This is a genomic window from Mitsuaria sp. MSU3D (genome assembly GCF_056867975.1).
The window spans coordinates 3,379,368-3,397,456 of sequence record NZ_CP200314.1; the positions used below are offsets into that span (position 1 = coordinate 3,379,368).

The 18,089-nt window shown below is 69.0% G+C and carries 15 protein-coding genes; 10 read left to right on the forward strand and 5 right to left on the reverse strand.

Translation table 11 applies throughout. From position 1 onward, the window contains the following. Positions 1-45 precede the first annotated feature (45 nt). The 6 genes from flgL (at position 46) to AC1VNM_RS14715 (ending at position 7,604) form a co-directional block, all read left to right on the forward strand. Positions 46-1,293, forward strand: coding sequence for a flagellar hook-associated protein FlgL (gene flgL / locus AC1VNM_RS14690; RefSeq protein WP_483107391.1), 1,248 nt, complete (start codon positions 46-48; stop codon positions 1,291-1,293). Between the two features lie 13 nt (positions 1,294-1,306). Continuing rightward, on the forward strand, positions 1,307-2,452 hold the full coding sequence (locus tag AC1VNM_RS14695; RefSeq protein ID WP_377161393.1) for an EAL and HDOD domain-containing protein: 1,146 nt from the start codon (positions 1,307-1,309) through the stop codon (positions 2,450-2,452). A gap of 214 nt (positions 2,453-2,666) precedes the next feature. Next, positions 2,667-5,192, forward strand: coding sequence for a sensor histidine kinase (locus AC1VNM_RS14700; protein WP_483107392.1), 2,526 nt, complete (start codon positions 2,667-2,669; stop codon positions 5,190-5,192). Between the two features lie 80 nt (positions 5,193-5,272). Further along, positions 5,273-5,605 (forward strand): helix-turn-helix domain-containing protein, encoded by a 333-nt coding sequence (locus tag AC1VNM_RS14705; protein ID WP_483107393.1) that lies wholly within the window; start codon positions 5,273-5,275, stop codon positions 5,603-5,605. After that, entirely contained in the window at positions 5,595-6,884 is a 1,290-nt protein-coding gene (locus AC1VNM_RS14710) for a type II toxin-antitoxin system HipA family toxin (protein WP_483107394.1), read from the forward strand. The genes AC1VNM_RS14705 and AC1VNM_RS14710 overlap by 11 nt, the downstream gene beginning before the upstream one ends. 111 nt (positions 6,885-6,995) lie before the next feature. Further along, positions 6,996-7,604, forward strand: a complete 609-nt coding sequence (locus tag AC1VNM_RS14715) for a response regulator (protein WP_377161383.1) — start codon at positions 6,996-6,998, stop codon at positions 7,602-7,604. A gap of 45 nt (positions 7,605-7,649) precedes the next feature. On the opposite strand, the gene AC1VNM_RS14720 is transcribed toward AC1VNM_RS14715, so the two are convergent. Beyond that, positions 7,650-9,359 carry a sensor histidine kinase gene (locus AC1VNM_RS14720; protein WP_483107395.1) on the reverse strand — a complete coding sequence of 570 codons (1,710 nt, stop codon included), beginning with the start codon at positions 9,357-9,359 and terminating at the stop codon, positions 7,650-7,652. Positions 9,360-9,590: 231 nt separating this feature from the next. On the opposite strand from AC1VNM_RS14720, the gene AC1VNM_RS14725 reads away from it, so the two are divergent. From AC1VNM_RS14725 to AC1VNM_RS14740, 4 genes are all read left to right on the forward strand, one after another. Then, positions 9,591-9,998, forward strand: a complete 408-nt coding sequence (locus AC1VNM_RS14725) for an Hpt domain-containing protein (protein ID WP_483107396.1) — start codon at positions 9,591-9,593, stop codon at positions 9,996-9,998. Beyond that, positions 9,995-12,202, forward strand: coding sequence for a putative bifunctional diguanylate cyclase/phosphodiesterase (locus AC1VNM_RS14730; protein WP_483107397.1), 2,208 nt, complete (start codon positions 9,995-9,997; stop codon positions 12,200-12,202). The genes AC1VNM_RS14725 and AC1VNM_RS14730 overlap by 4 nt, the downstream gene beginning before the upstream one ends. A gap of 57 nt (positions 12,203-12,259) precedes the next feature. Then, the gene (locus tag AC1VNM_RS14735; protein WP_483107398.1) at positions 12,260-14,245 is read left to right on the forward strand and encodes a GGDEF domain-containing protein; all 1,986 of its coding nucleotides are present in this window, start codon (positions 12,260-12,262) and stop codon (positions 14,243-14,245) included. 98 nt (positions 14,246-14,343) lie between these two features. Further along, positions 14,344-14,934 carry a hypothetical protein gene (locus AC1VNM_RS14740; protein WP_483107399.1) on the forward strand — a complete coding sequence of 197 codons (591 nt, stop codon included), beginning with the start codon at positions 14,344-14,346 and terminating at the stop codon, positions 14,932-14,934. A 60-nt stretch (positions 14,935-14,994) separates the two neighbouring features. On the opposite strand, the gene AC1VNM_RS14745 is transcribed toward AC1VNM_RS14740, so the two are convergent. The 4 genes from AC1VNM_RS14745 to AC1VNM_RS14760 are packed head-to-tail and all read right to left on the reverse strand — an operon-like array spanning position 14,995 to position 17,939. Next, positions 14,995-15,510, reverse strand: a complete 516-nt coding sequence (locus tag AC1VNM_RS14745) for a DUF1697 domain-containing protein (RefSeq protein ID WP_377161367.1) — start codon at positions 15,508-15,510, stop codon at positions 14,995-14,997. A gap of 58 nt (positions 15,511-15,568) precedes the next feature. Continuing rightward, entirely contained in the window at positions 15,569-16,003 is a 435-nt protein-coding gene (locus tag AC1VNM_RS14750; protein ID WP_483107400.1) for a hypothetical protein, read from the reverse strand. Further along, positions 15,993-16,694: a nucleotidyltransferase domain-containing protein gene (locus tag AC1VNM_RS14755; protein ID WP_483107401.1), complete on the reverse strand. Its 702-nt coding sequence runs from the start codon at positions 16,692-16,694 to the stop codon at positions 15,993-15,995. The genes AC1VNM_RS14750 and AC1VNM_RS14755 overlap by 11 nt, the downstream gene beginning before the upstream one ends. Beyond that, positions 16,695-17,939, reverse strand: a complete 1,245-nt coding sequence (locus tag AC1VNM_RS14760) for a DUF445 domain-containing protein (protein ID WP_483107402.1) — start codon at positions 17,937-17,939, stop codon at positions 16,695-16,697. Positions 17,940-18,089 lie beyond the last annotated feature (150 nt).

Genomic DNA, 18,089 nt, shown 5'->3' on the forward strand with positions numbered 1-18,089 from the left:
GCTACCGATAAGCGACCGATCGCCTGAACACTGAAGGACGCAGCCATGCGACTCTCGACCAACAACATGTTCGACACCAGCATCGCGACGCTGCAACGCCGCCAGCAGGAGATGCAGGAGGCGCAGCAGCGCCTGACCAGCGGCAAGCGCGTCGAGAAGGCCAGCGACGACCCGACCGGCGCCGCCCGCGCCGAGCGCGCGCGCACCTCGCTCGGCCAGGTCGACGCGAGCCAGCGCGCGCTGGACGCCAGCCGCAACAGCATGACGCTGGCGGAAAGTGCGCTGGGCGACGCCAACGAGCTGATGCAGCAGATCCGCGAGACGCTGGTCGCCGCCGGCAACGCCAGCTACAGCGATCCCGAGCGGCAGGGCCTGGCGACCAAGGTCCAGGGCCTGCGCGACCAGCTGCTGTCCATCGCCAACCGCACCGACGGCGCGGGCGGCTACCTGTTCTCCGGCCAGGGCACCTCCGGCACGCCCTTCCTCGACAACCCGGTCCAGCGCGACGCGTCGGGCGCCCGCATCGGCGGCGGCGTCGGCTTCGAGGGGATCTCGGGCAACGTCACGACCGGCAACCTCGAGAACTACCCGCTCAGCGTCGACGGCCGCCAGGCCTGGGAGCAGGCGCGCAGCGGCAACGGCACCTTCGAGACCGGCCCCGCGCCCAACGCGCTGACCGGCAAGGCCTCGACGGGCTACATCGACTCCGGCCGCGTCACCGATCCCGCGCTGGTGACGGGCGACAGCTACAGCATCGTCGTCAGCGGCACGGCCCCGGCGCAGACCTACACGGTCTTCAACGAATCCCAGGGCCACGTGCCGGTCGCCAGCGACAACTACGCCGCCGGCCAGACCGTCAAGTTCGACGGCATGGCGATGACCATCGCCGGCGCGCCGTCCGACGGCGACACCTTCAGCGTCAAGCCCTCGACGGCGGACCTCAAGCTCTTCGAGGTGCTGGACCGCACCATCGAATCGCTCAAGACCACGGGCCGCACCGGCCCCGAGATCACGCAGTCCAACCTGGTGAACCTGCGCGACCTGGACGCGGTGATGAACAACCTTGCCAACGTGCGCAGCCAGGTGGGCGAGCAGATGAACAACCTGGACGGTTCGGAGTCCCGCCTGCAGACGCTCAAGGTTTACAACCAGGCTGAGCAATCTGCCGCAGAGGATCTGGACATGACCCAGGGCATTTCCGACTTCCAGAATCAGCAGACGGGCTACGATGCGGCGCTGAAGACCTACTCGATGGTGCAGCGCATGTCGCTGTTCCAGTACATCAACACCTGATGCGCCGATCTGCATGAACTCGACACACGCCGTGCTGGGCCAAGTGGCCCTGGGGTACGCGCCCCTGGTTTCCAAGTCCTTCGACATCGAGGCCACCCGCGTCACGGTGTTCGCGCTTCGCCCCGAAGGCACGCCCGACGCGGGCGAACTGCTGGCCGCGCTCGCCGAGGCTTTCCCGACCAAGGCGGTGCTGCTGAACGTGGCGCACGAAGGCCTGCTCAAGGGCCTGCTGGCCGCCCCGCTGCCGGGCAATTTCAAGATTGAGGTCCCCGCCTTCCTGCTGTCCGACGCCGACCTGGCCGCCCAGGCGCAGGCACGCGGCGCGCTGCTGAAGGGTCGCTCCGACGCGGCCGGCTTCAAGCAGCTGGTGCTGGACCTGCAGGAGCTCGGCGGCGGTCCGCTGCCGGCGGGCAAGTCGGTGCTGGTCTCCGGCGCCCGCAACGGCGGTGATTTCAAGCAGGCGTTGGATGCCGGCGCGGCCGGCGTGCTGGGCTGGACCGTGCACGGCGAGTTCGAGGCGCCTACCGCCCCGGCTGCCCGCAACGACTCGCAGGCCGACCTGCAGGTGATCGTCGAACTGATGTCGCGCGTCGACCAGGGCGAGGATGTCGAACGCCTGGAGCAGACGCTCAAGCGCGACCCGAGCCTGGCCTTCAAGCTGCTGCGTTACATGAATTCCGCGGCCTTCGGCCTGTCGGTCGAGGTGTCCTCGTTCCGTCACGCGATCATGCTGCTGGGTTATGCGCGCCTGCGCCGCTGGCTGGCGCTGCTGCTGGCCACGGCCAGCAAGGATCACGCGATGCGCCCGGTGATGTTCGGCGCGCTGCGCCGCGGCCTGGTGATGGAAGAGCTGGCCAAGAGCATGACGGACTCCGAAGTCCGCGACGAGATGTTCATCTGCGGCCTGTTCTCGCTGCTGGACCACATGCTGAAGCAGCCGTTCGAGAAGCTGCTGCAGTCGATCCCGGTGCCCGAGCGCGTGCGCCAGGCGCTGGTCGACCAGAGCGGCCCGTACAAGGGCTACCTGGACCTGGTGCAGGCGATCGAGAACGAATCGGTCTTCGACGTCCGTGCCGCGCTCGACACGCTGATGCTGGGCCCGGACGAAGTGAACCACGCCGTGCTGCGCGCGCTGCACAAGGCCTCGCAACTCGAATAAGAAAGGGCTCCAAGCCCACTGCAACGAGGCCTCGCCGGCAACCCCGCGAGGCCTTTTTCATTGCAGTCCCCGGTCGCAAAACCGTGGAAGTAGGACGGCGGTCCGGGACGGCAGGTCGCAGGGTTCTGGCGCTTGCCGCCAGGGCCCTGCGACCTGGCGGCCAACGCTCAATCCGTTGCTGATAGGCGGCCTCCACCCGGCATAAACTCGGCCCGTGTCGACGCAACTCCCCCTCGCCTCCCCCGATCTCGACGCGCTGCGCGCGCTGCTGACCGCGCGCGGCCTGGCGCTGGCCGACCTGCTCGCCGGCTTGTGGGAAGGCCCGTGGCCGGCCTTTGTCCTGGACGCCAAGGGCCAGGTCTTGCTGACCAACGCACGGCTGCAGGGGCTGATGGGCGAGGTCTCCCTGAAAGGTGAGCGCCTGCTGCCCAGCGGCAAGGCGCAGGAGCTGCGTCTGGTCGACGACCAGGGCCGCGATCACCTGCTGCAGGCCTGGGTGCATCCGCTGGACGGCGGGCTGGGCCTGGCGCTGCTGCAGGACCACAGCACCGAACTCGCGGCGCGGGAACGCGCGGAACGGATGCAGTCGGAGATCGACCAGTGGCTCGATCTCTGCCCGCTGCCCGCGCTGATGCACGACGACCAGGGCCTGCTGCTGCGCTTCAACGGCGCATTCGCGGCGCTGTGCCGGCGGCTGAGTCCGCAGATGCCGATCAGCCTGCACGAGCTGCCGCCCGAGTGGCGCGATCTCCTGCATGCGAAGGCGCCGGAGTCCGGCCAGGAAACGCACCGCAACGCACTGCTCGCGCCGCCCGGCGATCGTCGACGCTGGATCCGCGTGCGCGCGCGCCGGCTGAGCGGCCCGTGGACGCGGCCGCGCACGCTGGTGATGCTCGAGGATCGCAGCGCGGAGCAGGATCTGGAGCTCGCGCAGCAGCAGTTGCAGACCTTGATGGACACGGCCGGCGTCGGGCTGGCGACCTTCCAGGCGGAAGGCGGCTGGTCGCGGCCCGGCACCGGCGCGCCACCGTCGCCGCCCGTCCCCGGCGACGAGGGCATGCGGCCGGCGCCCGCGCTGCAGGGCGTCAACCGCGACATGGTCGAGCCCGAATCGCGCGCCGAATACGAGAAGCTCCAGCAAGCGCTGAAGCAGGCGACACCGACGGTGGCACGCTACGCGGTCCGGCATCCCGAGCACGGACTGCGCTGGCTGATGACGCGTGTCGAGATCGGCCAGTTGGCCTCGGGCCAGAAGACGACCTCGGTGCTGACCGTCGACATCACCGATCACCAGCAGGCGCAGGAGCGCAACGAGCTGCTGCAGCATTCGCTGAACCTGCAGACGGAGCGCGAACGCGCGGTGCTCGACTCGGTGCTCGTGGGCATCGTGACGGTGGGCCGGCAGGGCATCGAATGGATGAACCGCTCGGCGCGGCGGATGTTCGGCGGGGACCTGCCGGAATTCGCCGGGCAGCCGATCAGCAGCGTCGCGACCGAGGCGCCGGATCATCCGTTCCGCCAGACGCATTACCTCGACGATTTGCCCGAGGGCCAGGCCGAGACCTTCGAGTGCCGCGTGGTCGCGCGCGACGGGCGGGAGTTCTGGGTGGTCGGCAACGCCGTGGCGACGGTCGGGCCGGACAGCTCGCGCCAGCTGACCTACGCGCTGCTCGACATCGAACGCCGCCGCCAGGCCGAGGCGCAGAGCCAGCAGGCGCAGGCCTCGCTGCACCGGATCATCGAGGCCGCGCCCATCGCCATCAGCCTGCACGACGCCCGCACGCTGCAGGTACGCCAGATCAACCAGGCCGCCGCGGCGCTGGCCGGCCGGCCGGAGGAAGAGCTGCTGGGCGCGAGCCTGGAAGCACTCTTCGGCAGCGGCGACGAGGCGGAGACGATCCGCTCGGACATGGAATTCGCGCTGCAGAGCAGCGAGGTGCTGCAGCGCGAGTACCGGCTGACCGTTCGCGGACAGGCGCGCATCTGGGACGCGCGCCTGCTGCATCTGGCCGGCGTCAACGACGCCAGCGGCGAGCTGGAGCCGGAGCAGCTGCTGCTCGTTGCCACCGACGTGACGCAGCAACGCGCGCAGGAGGCCGCCCGTCTGGAGGCCGCGATCGCGCAGCGCGAACTGCTGGTGCGCGAGGTCCACCATCGGATCAAGAACAACCTCCAGGGCGTGGCCGGACTGCTGCAGCAGATCGCGGCGCGACGGCCCGAGGTGCGGACGGTCATCAACGAGGCCGTCGGTCAGGTGCAGGCGATCGCGCAGGTCTACGGGCTGCAGGTGGGCATGTCGGGACCGTTGCGGCTGCGCAAGGTGGTCGAGGCGGTGATGGGCTCGGTGCAGCGGATGTTCGGACGGGAGATCCTGGTCGAGATCGACGGCGCGATGGCCGAGCAGTCGCACCGCTGGGGCCTGCCCGAGGCCGAGGCGATCCCGATCGCGCTGACGCTCAACGAGCTGTTCACCAACGCGGTGAAACACGGCGGCGAGACGCCGGTGCGCTGCGAACTGCGCTTCGATCCCGAGCAGGTGGTGCTGCGCATCGTCAACCAGGGGACGCTGCCGGCGGGATTCGACCTCGCGCAGGTGCGCGGCGGCGTGTCCGGACTGGGTCTGGTGCGCGCGCTGCTGCCCAGGCGCAGCGCGCTGCTCGGCTTGACGCAGGACGGCGATCAGGTCGTCTGCGAGCTCAGCCTGTGGCCGCCCGGCGTGCAGTTGCTGGAGGCGCTATAAAACCCTTTATTAAACCAATTAAACCGCTTTTATTTCCATAAATACGGCACTAGGCTAATATTCCACGAAGGAGTCATTTCGTGAGAACGCCGGCCAGACCCTATCCAGACGCACTCATCGCCCAAGCCAGCGCGCTTGGCGCGCGAGTCCGTGCCGCACGCACTCGTCGCGGTTGGCGCGTGGAAGACCTGGCCGCCCGGGCGGACCTGTCGACAAAGTCGATCGCGGCGATTGAACGCGGAGACCTCGGCACTGGATTCGGCGCCTATCTACGCGCGCTCTGGGCGCTCGGACTCAACGAACAGATCGATGTGGTCGCGGATGCTGGTCTGGACCACACCGGACTCACGCTCGAACTCGGCGCACATGGCCGGCGCGTGCGTGTGAAAAGAGCTACCGACAATGACTTCTAAGTCCGCCTACGTCTGGTGCTTTCTACCTGGGGAAACGCAACCGACGTTGTGCGGCCGGTTCACGCACGAGGCCGTTGCGAATGGATCGGCTCAAGGAGCGTTCGTCTATGGTCGTCGCTATCTGGAACGCAACGACGCCTTGCCAATCGATCCAATTGCTCTGCCGTTGAACGACTCCCCAAAGACAACGGCATCGCTCGGCGGACTCTTCGGTGTCATCGCCGATGCATCCCCAGACGACTGGGGCCGCTATGTCATCGATCGCGCCTACGGTCAGCAATCGTCGCCGATCGACTACCTGCTGAAATCGCAACAGGATCATGTCGGTCATCTGGCGTTCAGCGAATCTCCAGAGCGGTTGCCTGAATGGCTTGATCCTTGGGATCGGTCCTGGCTTGAAGATGCGTGTCATGTCGTATCGGCGCTCGATCTCCAACGTCCCTTGCCACCGGAGCTGGAGCGCCAGTTGTTGCCCAACACGGGCCTCGGCGGCGCGCGACCGAAGATCACCATCGCCGACGGTCGTCAGCAGTGGCTGGTGAAGTTCCCGTCGCGGCGCGACTCGGCGCAAGCGCCGATGGCACGATTGGAAGCCGCGGCGTTGACGCTCGCGAGCCGATGCGGCATCCGGGCAGTCGTCCATGAAGTGGTCTCCATCGCGGACCTCGACGTGCTGCTCGTGCGACGCTTTGACCGCACCGCGCGCGACGGGGGATGGACACGCGATGCATTCCTCAGCGCGCGCACCTTGCTGGCCAACGGGGAATCGACCCAGCGCTACAGCTTCTTCGGCTCGTATCCTCGGTTTGCGCGCGAGTTGGGTCGGCTCTCCGCGCGCAGCGCGGCAGACCGCCGCGAGTTGTTCCGGCGCATGGTGTTCAACGCCGTCGTCGGCAACGGTGACGATCACGATCGGAATCACGGCATGCTGGCGGACGAGGAACGTCCCGACGCCTTCCGCCTCGCGCCCGCCTACGACATCGTCCCTGCGCTGCGGCCTCCCAGGGTCCGTCAACAGGCGTTGGGCGTCGGCGATCTCGGCGCGTGGGCCACGCGCGAAAACATGCTGTCCGCCGCCACGAGCTTCGACCTCGACGAGGCGGGCGCCAGCGCCGTCATCGACGAGGTCGAAGAGGCCGCGCTCGATCAATGGGCGCAGAGTTGCCGTGATCAGGGACTGTCCGCCGCATCCGTGTCGGCACTCTCCGCGTGTGTGCAACGCATTCCCGATTCCCACGTCGACGGCAGCGCCGCGCCCCGCCCGCGGGGTCGGTTGTGACCACCCGAAACCGGGGTCCGGCCTCTGCGGACCCGTCCACGGCATTTCGGTGACAATCTCCAGTCCCCCGTTGATCGGGGTTGCCTTGGATTCGGGAGCAGCGTGGACAGCGTGAGCAAGGACGTGGGCGCGAGCGGCAAGGGCCGCATCCTGGTCGTGGACGACGACCGGCTGGTGCTCGCCACCCTGACGCACGGGCTCGCCCAGGCCGGGTACGAGGTGCTCGACGCCGACAACGGCGACGACGCCATCCTCATCGCGCGCCAGCACCGCCCCGACCTCGCGCTGCTCGACATCCGCATGGAAGGCATGACCGGCTTCGACGTCGCCGGCTACCTGCGCGACTACCTGCAGCTGCCCTTCATGTTCCTCTCGGCCTTCGCCGACGAGGCCACCATCGCCAAGGTGAAGGAACTCGGCGCCCTCGCCTACCTCGTCAAGCCGCTGGACATCCACCAGATCGTCCCCGCCGTCGAGGCCGCCTTCGCCAACCGACCCGCGCGCACCGTCGCGGCCCCGCCGGCGCCAGCCGTCGAGCCGAGCGCGTCACTCGAAGTGATCGAGGCGATGGCCTTGGGCGTGCTGATGCACCGCTACTCGCTGACACGCGCGCAGGCGCTGTCGCGCCTGGAGCGCATGGCCGCGGAACAGTCGGTCGAAACCGGGGAACAGGCCCGACGCATCGTCGAGGCGGTCGAGCAGCTCGCGCTCGGGAGCTGATCCGCCCGGCGGCTCATCCCCCGACGGACGCGGATCTGTCGCCGCTCAGTTCGGCAGCGTGAAGTAGAACCGGGCGCCCTGCCCGACTTCCGACTCCGCCCAGATGTCGCCGCCGTGCCGGCGCACGATGCGCCGCGCCGACGCCAGCCCGACGCCGGTGCCCTGGAAATCGCTCGCGCTGTGCAGCCGCTGGAACACGCCGAAGAGGCGGTCCGCGAAACGCATGTCGAAGCCCGCGCCGTTGTCGGTGACGACGAACACCCGCTCGCCCTGGCGCTGCTCGGATTCGAAACGGATCTCGGCGTGGTCGCGCTTGCCGCTGTACTTCCAGGCGTTGCCGAGCAGGTTCTCCAGCACCATCCGCAGCAGCGTCGGATCGCCCTGCACGCGCAGGCCCGGCTGGACCTGGGCATCGACCGCACGGTTCGGGGCGCCGCGGCGGAGTTCGTCCAGCACCTGCGACGCCAGCAGCGACAGGTCCACCGTCTCGTGCCGCAGCGCCTGCGACGACAGGTGCGACAACGCCAGCAGCGAGTCGATCATGCTGTGCATCCGCGTCGACGCGCCGAGCACCCGGTCCAGGTGGTCGTTGCCGGCGCGGTCCAGCAGCCGGCCGTAGTCTTCCTTGAGGATGCGGGTGAAGCCCTCGACCACGCGCAGCGGCGCGCGCAGGTCGTGCGACACGGTGTAGCTGAACGAGGCCTGGTCGGCCCGCGCCTGCTCCGCGGCCTGCATCGCGAGCGCCGCCGGCACGGTCTCGACCGCGCCCTGCGGCCAGAGCGTCAGCAGCGTGCCGCCGCCGTGCGGCAGCGCCGTCAGGCACAGCCACCAGGCGCCGCACGCGCTGCCGGATTGCAGGTCGGGCTGCGCCAGCGCCTGGCGGAGCTCCTCGGGCAATCTTTCCTCGCAGGCGCGCCACAGCTGACCCCGGGCTTCCGAGCCGCCCATCATCTGCGCGGCCGCCTCGTTGAAATCGATCAGGCGCGTGGACGACCCGGACCCGCCGCCCGCGCCGCCACCGTCGCTCAACAGCCAGGCGGGGCCGGGCAGTGCCTGCAGCCAGTCCGTCGTGGCGGTGGGGACAGCCCCCGCCGAGGCGCCCGACGGTGTCGTGTCCGGACTCGTCGCCGACGTTTCGTCGAGCACGCGCGCCGCGCCGAGATAACCCGCGAATCGGCCCGCGGCGTCGGTCGTCGCCTGGCCGCGCAGTTCCCAGCGGCGGCCCTGACCGTCGACGACACGCAGGCGGTCGAAGCTCTGTCCCGGCTCGACATGGCGACGCACATCCGGCAGCAGGCCGTCCGGCGGTGAATCGTCCGGCCCGGGGGACAGGACGGGCAAGGACTGAAAACGTTCCCACAGTCGCTGCGTCACGGCGCCGTTCATCGCCGTGCCGGCCCAGCTCGAGGCGGGCGCGCCCTGCGGCGCCTGCCAGCGCACGAGGTGGTGTTGCGCGTCGGTCTGCCAGAGCCAGTCCGGCTGCAGCTGCGTCAGCGACAACGCCTGCTGCCGGCTCTCGCGCAGCAGCTCGCCGAACTGCGCCCGCGCCAGCCGCACCGCGAGGTGCCAGGTCAGCGCGGCCACGAAGATCATCAGCGCGGCGCCCGCCATCACGGCGGTCAGCACCAGGCCCGGGCCGGTGGGCTCGAGGTTGAGCGCCAGCAGGAGAAGCAGGACCACGACCGCCAGCCCCAAGGCCAGCGCGGCTCCCTTCCATGGCCGACGGCGCGCCGCGGCTTCCCCCAACCTGTTCATGCGGACCATTGTAGGCAGGCAAGCGCTGACCCCCGGGCCTCGAACGCGGGGCGGGGATGCCCGGCGCTTCGCGTCAGGCGGCATGGATGCGACACCCACCCCAGGACTTACCCCGAGCGGCGTCTCCAAGAACACCAGAATTGACTGCTTTTTCGCACGCTCGCATCCTTGCGGTGAACGACAATGGTCTGCAACTCCGCGTGGAACCTCCTGCGGCGCCATGATCAGAAGATGTCACCAGACTACGCCACGACCATGCCCTCCCGGACACAGCCCGAACCCGCCGTGCTGGACGATCAGGCGCTCGCCCGTCTGCGCGAGTTGGATCCGGCCGGCGTGAACCATCTGCTGGAACGTGTCGTGGCCGCCTTCCTGAAGTCGCTGGATCAACAGGAGCAGATCCTCGCGCAGGGGCGCGACGCGCCCCGCGACCTGAACGCACTGCGCCACGTGGCGCACACCCTGAAGTCCGCCGCAGCCAGCCTGGGTGCGACGGTGCTGTCGCAGCGCTGCGCCGAGATCGAAGGCCTGGCCCGCGCCGGTCGCGAGGACGGCCTGGCCGACCTCATCGGGACCGTGCTGGACGACATCGCCGCCGCCCGCCTCGCCATGCAACAACTGCTTCACCCCCCACGATGAGCCGCGTCGTGAAGGAAGGCGAACTGATCGAACGGCCGCGCGTCCTGCTGGTGGACGACGACGCGGTCAACCTGATGCTGATCGAGGCGGCGCTGCAGGAACACGGCTTCGAGGTCACCGCGCTGACCGGCGGGCAGCAGGCGCTGCAGCTGGTCACGCAATGGACGCCCGAGTTGATCGTGCTGGACGCGCTGATGCCGGACCTCGACGGCTTCGAGACCTGCGAGCGCCTGCGCAACCTGCCCGGCTTCGAGAACGCGCCGATCCTGATGCTGACCGGCCTCGACGACGAGGCCTCGATCAACCGCGCCTACCAGGCCGGCGCGACCGACTTCTTCGTCAAGTCCACCCAATGGCGGCTGCTGGCCGGCCGGCTGCGCTACATGCTGCGCAGCTCGCGCACGCGCCAGGAACTGGAGCGCAGCAAGTCCAAGCTGGCCCGCGCGCAAGACCTGGCCCGCATGGGCAGCTTCGAGTGGCAGACCGGCCACGGCTTCAAGCTGGCCAACGAGGCGCTGCGCGTCTTCGGCCGCGGGCCCGCCGATCCGCTGGACTTCATCGGCGTGATGCGCATGGTGCCGCGCGAGGAGCGCCTGCTCTTCATGCGCCTGCTGCGCGACGTGGTCGCCCACAACTCGGTGCTGGTGACCGACCTGCCGTTCACGCTGCTGGACGGCCGCAAGCGCGTCATCCACATCGAGGCCGAGCCCGAGTTCAACGAGCACGGCAACGCCTGCGGCTATACCGGCGTCATCCAGGACGTGACCGACCGCCGCATGGCGGAGGACCGCATCCGCGAGCTGGCCAACTTCGACGCGCTGACCGGCCTGCCGAACCGCCGCCAGCTGATGTGGCGCGCCGAGCGCGCCATCGAGGCCGGCCGTCGCATGGGTCATGAGGTCGGCCTGCTGCTGATCGACCTGGACCGCTTCAAGGTCATCAACGACACGCTGGGCCACGCCGCCGGCGACGACCTGCTGATGGAGGTCGGCCGCCGCCTGCGTTCCTGCGTGCGTCACAGCGACCAGGTGATGGAGGGGATGCTGGAATCGGTCGGCACGCGCTCGCACCGCACGCTGGAGGCGGTGGGCCGCCTGGGCGGCGACGAGTTCGTCGCGCTGCTGCCCGAGGTCGGCGACGAGAGCGATGCCGAGCGCGTCGCCCAGCGCGTGCTGGACGCCCTGCGCGAACCCATCTTCATCGCCGGCCAGGAATGCTTCGTGACCGCGTCGGTGGGTATCTCGCTCTACCCGCGCGACGGCCTGACGATGGCCGACCTGCTGCGCAACGCCGACGTCGCGATGTACGCGGTCAAGAACCAGGGCCGCAACGCGTCGGCGCTGTACTCGCCGATGCTGGCGGGCCGCGGGCGCGAGAAGCTCGAGCTCGAGTCCGCGCTGCACAAGGCGATCGAGCGCGACGAGCTGGTGCTGCATTACCAGCCCAAGATCGACGTCCGCACCGCCCGCATGGTCGGCGCCGAAGCGCTGATGCGCTGGCGCCGCGGCAACACGCTGGTGCCGCCGGGCGACTTCATCCCGCTGGCCGAGGAGACCGGCCTGATCGTGCCGCTGTCCGAATGGGCGCTGCGCGAGGCCGCGCGCCAGGCCAAGGTCTGGCAACTCAACTTCGGCTTCAGCGAGTCCATCGCGGTGAACCTGCCCAACCGGCTGTTCGAGCGTTCGGACCTGGTCGAGCACATCCACCAGTTCGTCAGCCAGTGGGGCGTGCCGCACCGCGCGATCCAGCTCGAGATCACCGAGACCGGCCTGATGAAGGACCTGCAGAGCGTGATCCCGTCGCTGCACCGGCTCAACGAGGTCGGCGTCGAGATCTCGATCGACGACTTCGGCACCGGCTACTCGTCGCTGGCGTATCTCACGACGCTGCCGATCTCCGAAGTGAAGATCGACCGCAGCTTCGTCCGCGACCTGGGCATCACGCCGCAGAGCTCGGCGGTGGTCACCGCGATCATCGCGCTGGCGCGCTCGCTGGGCCTGCAGGTCATCGCCGAGGGCGTCGAGACGCTGCGGCAGATGGAAGTGCTGCGCAGACTGGACTGCAGCCTGATGCAGGGTTTCCTGTTCAGCAAACCGCTGCCGCCGGACGACCTGGAGCGCTGGCTCGCGCAGACCGTGCTGCCGCGCAAGGCTCCCTGGATCCTGCCGACGTCCGACGCCGGCGAAGACCTTCCGACACGCTGATCCCGGTTCCGGCCGCGAGCGTCAGCGCCCTTCCCTGTTTTCACCGAGCTCCGACCGATGCCGCAGCAGCCCCCCGCTCTCCTGGCAAAAGCGGCCCTGCGCCGGCTGGCGCTGGACAAGCTGGAACCCACCCCCGAGAACTACGCCCGCGCCTATGCGCAGGAGTCCGGCGAGCCCGCCCGCGGCGGCGCGGGCACGCAGTTGCCCGAACGTGCACAGGCATCGGTGGCGCGGCTGCTGGGCCTGGCCGTGCCGGATCCGCAGCAGCGCCAGGGCTTCGCGACGCAGGTGCGCGAAGGCAGGTGGGACGAGCTCCAGCGCGCGCTGGAAGGGCTGCAGCAGACCCACGGCCCCGGCGCCCAGGCCGAGCAACTGGCCCAGCTGATCGAACGGATGATGCGCGGCCTGGAACGCGGCGGCCGGCAATGGACGCTGGCGCGCAAGAAGGACGGCGTGCTGCGCGTGCTGCAGAGCAATCGCAGCGACCCGCAACGACTGACCCTGCGCCTGAAGCAGCTGGTCGCCAGCTGGGACAGCGACGTGGGCGACTCGCGCGTCGAGACGCAACCGGCCCCGCTGGATGAATTGCCGTCCACGGTCGGCTCCGGCGCGGCGCGGGCCGCATCGGTCGCACAGGACGATGACGACGAGGACGAAGAGCGCGCCGGCACGCCGACGCAGTTCTTCACCGACGAAGAGATCGCCCAACCGCCGGCGGAGGCCGGCGCCGCGGCAGCGCCCAATGCGGAAGGCGGCCGCTACGGCACGCTCGACACGTTGATGGGTGGCTCGACCGCAGACACCGCGGCCACTGCGGCCACCGGGACGTCGGCCACCTCCGACGCCGGCCTGCAATCGTGGCAGGAGGTCGGCACGCACTTGAACGGCACCGTGCGGCACGCACTGCGCTCGGACGACGCGCGGGCGCAGGAACTGATCGACGAACTGGGCGTGGCGCATGCGGAGCTCATCCGCGACGGCGCGACGCCCGAGCGCGCGGCGCAGATGGATGCGCTGTGCATCCGCGCGCGGCGCTGGCTGGACCACCGCAATCACGCGTTCACCGAGCTGGGCAAGCTCTGCGGCGAGCTGACCGGCAGCCTGACCGACCTGGCCGAGGACGACTCCTGGGCGCAAGGCCAGTGCGAGGCGATGAGCCAGACGCTGGCGCAGGGCCTGACGGCGCGCAGCGTGCGCTCGGTCAGCGAGCTGCTGCACAGCACGCGCGAGCGCCAGCACAGCCTGCGCGAGGAACGCGGCCGCGCCCGCGACGCGCTCAAGGGCCTGATCAACCGGATGCTGCAGGAGCTCGGCGAACTCGGCCAGCACACCGACCGCTTCAGCGACAGCGTGGGCAAGTACGCGACCGTGATCGAACAGGCGGACTCGCTGGAGAGCCTGGCGGGCGTCGTGCGCGAGATGGTCGAGGAAAGCCGCAGCGTGCAGTCGCTGGTGCAGAACACGCAAGGCCGCTTGCGCGACGAACACGACCGCGCGACGCAGCTCGCCGGGCGCGTCGAGCAGTTGGAAGGCGAGTTGCGGCGGCTGTCCAGCGAGGTCCAGACCGACCAGCTGACGCAGGTGGCCAACCGGCGCGGCCTGATCGCGACCTTCGAGACCGAACGGGCCAAGCTCGACCGCGATCCCAAGCCGCTGGCGCTGGCGCTGCTGGACATCGACAACTTCAAGAAGCTCAACGACAACCTCGGCCATGCGGCCGGCGACGAGGCGCTGAAGGCGCTGGCGTCGCGGGTGTCGGGACTGCTGCGACCGGGCGACAAGGTCGGGCGCTGGGGTGGCGAGGAATTCGTGCTGATCCTGCCCGAGGCGCCGCTCGAGGAGGCGCAGGCGGTGCTGCTGCGGCTGCAGCGCTCGCTGTCGGCCAGCCTGTTCATGCACGAGGGACGCGACGTGTTCGTCACCTTCTCGGCGGGCGTGACGCTGTTCCGCGCGGGCGAGACGATGGAGCAGGCGCTGGACCGCGCCGACGAGGCGCTCTACGAGGCCAAGCGCACCGGCAAGAACCGGGCGTGCGTGGCCTGAGGCGCATCATGCGTCCGTGGCGGCGCGCCTGACGCCGCCGCCCTGCTCGACTGCCCTCGATGGCGCCACGAACCGGTGCCGCGCCAGGAGCCCGACCGATGGACCACACCGCGATCGATCCGACCCAGTTCATCCACATCCGGATGGTGCTGAGCATGGTGGTCAGCCTGTCGATCGCGCGGCTGCTGTCGGGGCTGGCGAAGTTCGTGCAGCACCCGGGCCGGCTGGAGGTCGACGGCGTCCACCTGCTGTGGGCGCTCTACATGCTGGTGACGCTGATCCACTTCTGGTGGTGGGAATTCGCGCTGAGCCGCATGGGCCCGTGGCACTTCCTGCAGTTCGCGTTCGTGGTCGGCTACAGCGCGGTGCTGTACCTGCTGTGCGCGATCCTCTTCCCCGACGACATCGCCGAGTACGCCGGCTACCGCGACTACTTCCAGTCGCGAAGACGCTGGTTCTTCGGGATCCTCGCGTTCACGCTGCTGCTGGACGTGGCGGACAGTGCGCTCAAGGGCGTGGCGCACCTGCAGGAACTGGGCACGGCCTACGGCGTGAAGACGGCGGCGGCCATCGTGCTGTGCGGCGTCGCGGCGCTGGTCACCAGCCGGCGCTTCCAATGGGCGCTGGTGCTGGTCGCGCTGGCGGTGCAGCAGTGGTGGATCCTGCGGCTCTACAACGTGCTGTCGTGAGGCCGGCGCGCGCGTTCCATCGTGCGCCGTCCGTGGTGCGTGAGCTGTGCGTCGTGAGCGTCAGGCCTTGATGCACTTGCGCACGGTGTCGACGGTGCGCGTGGTGATCTGCTTGCCGAAGGTCTTTTCCAGCATCGTCATGAACAGCGGGCCCTTGTCGTTGGGCAGGTAGTGGCTGTAGACCTCGACGCCGTCGAGCTTGCAGATCGCGGCGCCCTCACCTTCGAGCGGCAGCGAGACCTGGCCCTCGTGCGGCTTCTTCAGGAAGGTGATCAGCTGCTTGGCCGCGGCCGGTGGATTGAAGACGGCGTGATGCTCGGCGTCGACGATCTGTCTGAGGTGTTCGACCGGCCGCACGGTGGTGCCGAAGGTCTTGCCCAGCGTGTCGGTCATCGCCTGCTCGGCGATGCGTTCGAGCTCGTCGACCGGTGCGCCGGGGTGATCGAAGACGACATTGCCGCTCGAAATCACGGTCTTCACCCGCGTGAAGCCGGCAGCCTCGAACGCACGGATCAGGTCCGGCATCCGGGCGTTCATCGGGCTGACACCGCGGAGGAAGGCGACGTAACGGGGCATGGTGGGCTCTCGGGAAATGAACGGTCGCCGGAGTCTACGTGCGAGCGGAGCACCGCCGCTACGGCCTCATGGGAAGCAGCGACAACAACTCCGGGACGATGCGCTCCATCAGCGCGAGGGCCTCGTCGACATCCTTCGATGTCGCGGGGACCCCTTGATACTGGTCGTTCCGCAGATCACGGATGGCATCCAGCTGGTCGAAGACATTCGACGACAACCCGGCGTACGCGCAAGCCGCTTCCAGCGCCTGGACGTGATGCCCATCTGCGGAAGTGCAGCGCCATCCCTTGGAACACAGCAATGCAAAGCTCAGGTTGAGGATCGCGTCATAAGCGGCGCCGAGCCGCGTCGTGCTGGAGTTCTCCGGTCGAAGCGAGTCAGCGACCTTGCCCTCGGAGATCGTGATCCAGCCCTTGATGGAGGTGGCATTGAACGGTGCCTTGCGGAAGACCTTGCTGCCTTCCTTGTAGAAATCTTCTGGCTTACGGAGCATGCAGCGATCCTTTGAGCTCGACGGTCGGATGACCGAGGATGTCGAGCACAAAGGGGTTGCGATCGTCGCGTGCCTGGCGCCAGTCCTCGGGCGTGTAGACCAGCACGTTGACGGCCCGCTTCAGCGCGCGCCCGGCTGGTTTGAAGTGGGCCTGAGCTTGAAGGCGCGAGAGGTCGGGGGTCAACACGAGAAGATCAATATCGCTGTCGGAATGCATGTCTGCGCGTGCCGCTGACCCAAACAGGGCAGCGGCTTCCACTTGGCCTTTGATCGTGGCGAGATGCTCCCGCATGACGCGGACGAGCTCGCTGTCCTGCATCACCAGCGCGCGCAGCGGCGCAAGCGCCGGATCGGTGGAGGCTTGGAAGACAGGCAATCCCCGAACCGTCTTGCGATCGACCAAGCCGACCTCCGTCCAGCGACGGAGCCAACGCGACGCATTGCCCGCGTCGATCTCGGCGGCGGCCGCCAGCTCGCGTGTGCCGAACTCGCGTTCAGGCTGTTCATAGAGACAACGAAGCGCGCGGTAGCGCCCCGCGCCGCCCACAAGCTCGCTCATCAATGCCGTGTTCATCGGAGAAAACGCCTGGAAGTCGACGTTGTGGATTAGGCCACAGTCGATGCTCAATGAACAACGAGTGATGTTCATTAAACAACGATCGTCGTCGATTCGGCCGTCGACCGACTCCATTCAGCGCTGCGCCAGGATCGTCACCGCGTAGAGCAACAGCCCGATGACGCCCCCCACCAGCGTGCCGTTGAGGCGGATGAACTGCAGGTCGCGGCCGACGCTGAGCTCGATCTGCCGCACGAGGCTGCGGTCGTCCCAGTCCTTCACGGTGGTCGCGATGTGGCGAGTGATGCCTTCGCGCATGCCGCCGACCATGCGGCCCGCGGCGGACAGCACATGCTCGTTGATCGCCTGCACCAGCGCCGGATCGCGGCTCAGCCGGTCGCCGAGCGCCGCCAGCGACTGGTCCAGGTGCCGCATCAGCACGGAGTCGTCGCGGCGCAGGTCCTGCTCGATGGTGGCGCGGACTTCCGTCCAGACGCCGTCGAGGTAGGCGCGGACGTCGTCGCTCTGCACGACGCGGTCCTTCATCGCGTTGACCTCGCGCGCGAACTCGGGGTCCTGGCGCAGGCGATCGATGAACTCGTGGATCCAGTCGTCGAACTGGCGGCGCACCGAATGGTCCGGCTGCGAGAGCGCGGTCTGCACTTCCTCGACCAGCTGCAGCGCGAGCTTGTCGGACAGGCTGTCGGCCATCTTGTCGACGTTGGCGATGGTGTCGACGAGCTTGACGGCCTTCGGCCACTGGGCGCTGGCGAACTTCACCAGCCGCGCGGCGACGAGCGCCCTCACCTCGGGGGTGGACAGGTAGTCGCGCAGCTTGGACAGCGCCCCGTCGAGCACGTCCTGGTGGCGGCCGGACTTGGTCAGCACATCCAGGACCGAGGCGGCCGTGCCGGTGGCGTTCCAGGACAGCGCGCGGGCGACGAGGAACTCGCCGATGGCGCGGCGCACGGCCTGCTCGTTGAGCAGCGAGAGCGCCTCCACGGCCATCGTGCGGACGGAGCCGGTGACCTGCGCGAGGTTGACGGGCTCGCGCAGCCATTGGCCGAGGCGCTCGGCGGGGTTGAGGATCTCCAGCTTCTGCAGCAACACCTCGGGGTGGAGGAAGTTGTCGCGGACGAACTCGGCGAGGCTGTCGGCGATGCGGTGCTTGCCTTGCGGAATGAGCGCGGTGTGCGGGATCGGAATCCCGAGCGGGTGCCGGAACAGCGCGACGACGGCGAACCAGTCGGCCAGGCCGCCGATGGCGGCGGCCTCGCAGAAGGCCTTGAGCCAGGCCCAGGGGCCTTGAGCGCCCATGAGGAGGCTCACGATCAGGCCGGCGAGCGACGCGAGCAGGCAGCCCAGCGCGACACGCTTCATGCGGCGCAGGTCGGCGGCGCGGGGGTCGGAGGGACTCGGTGAAGGGATCAATGGCATCGGCGACGGGGCGGCAGGTTCGGTGCCTGGGGCACCCACTGGCCAGGCGGGGCGATGGGGAGCTTGTATCACCTCCGGCCGCACACGCCCGTC

Coding starts and splice junctions, on each gene's coding strand:
- flgL (WP_483107391.1), top strand. CDS start 46: ATGCGACTCTCGACCAACAACATGTTCGACACCAGCATCGCGACGCTG.
- AC1VNM_RS14695 (WP_377161393.1), top strand. CDS start 1,307: ATGAACTCGACACACGCCGTGCTGGGCCAAGTGGCCCTGGGGTACGCG.
- AC1VNM_RS14710 (WP_483107394.1), top strand. CDS start 5,595: ATGACTTCTAAGTCCGCCTACGTCTGGTGCTTTCTACCTGGGGAAACG.
- AC1VNM_RS14720 (WP_483107395.1), bottom strand. CDS start 9,359: ATGAACAGGTTGGGGGAAGCCGCGGCGCGCCGTCGGCCATGGAAGGGA.
- AC1VNM_RS14725 (WP_483107396.1), top strand. CDS start 9,591: ATGTCACCAGACTACGCCACGACCATGCCCTCCCGGACACAGCCCGAA.
- AC1VNM_RS14730 (WP_483107397.1), top strand. CDS start 9,995: ATGAGCCGCGTCGTGAAGGAAGGCGAACTGATCGAACGGCCGCGCGTC.
- AC1VNM_RS14735 (WP_483107398.1), top strand. CDS start 12,260: ATGCCGCAGCAGCCCCCCGCTCTCCTGGCAAAAGCGGCCCTGCGCCGG.
- AC1VNM_RS14740 (WP_483107399.1), top strand. CDS start 14,344: ATGGACCACACCGCGATCGATCCGACCCAGTTCATCCACATCCGGATG.
- AC1VNM_RS14745 (WP_377161367.1), bottom strand. CDS start 15,510: ATGCCCCGTTACGTCGCCTTCCTCCGCGGTGTCAGCCCGATGAACGCC.
- AC1VNM_RS14750 (WP_483107400.1), bottom strand. CDS start 16,003: ATGCTCCGTAAGCCAGAAGATTTCTACAAGGAAGGCAGCAAGGTCTTC.
- AC1VNM_RS14755 (WP_483107401.1), bottom strand. CDS start 16,694: ATGGAGTCGGTCGACGGCCGAATCGACGACGATCGTTGTTTAATGAAC.
- AC1VNM_RS14760 (WP_483107402.1), bottom strand. CDS start 17,939: ATGAAGCGTGTCGCGCTGGGCTGCCTGCTCGCGTCGCTCGCCGGCCTG.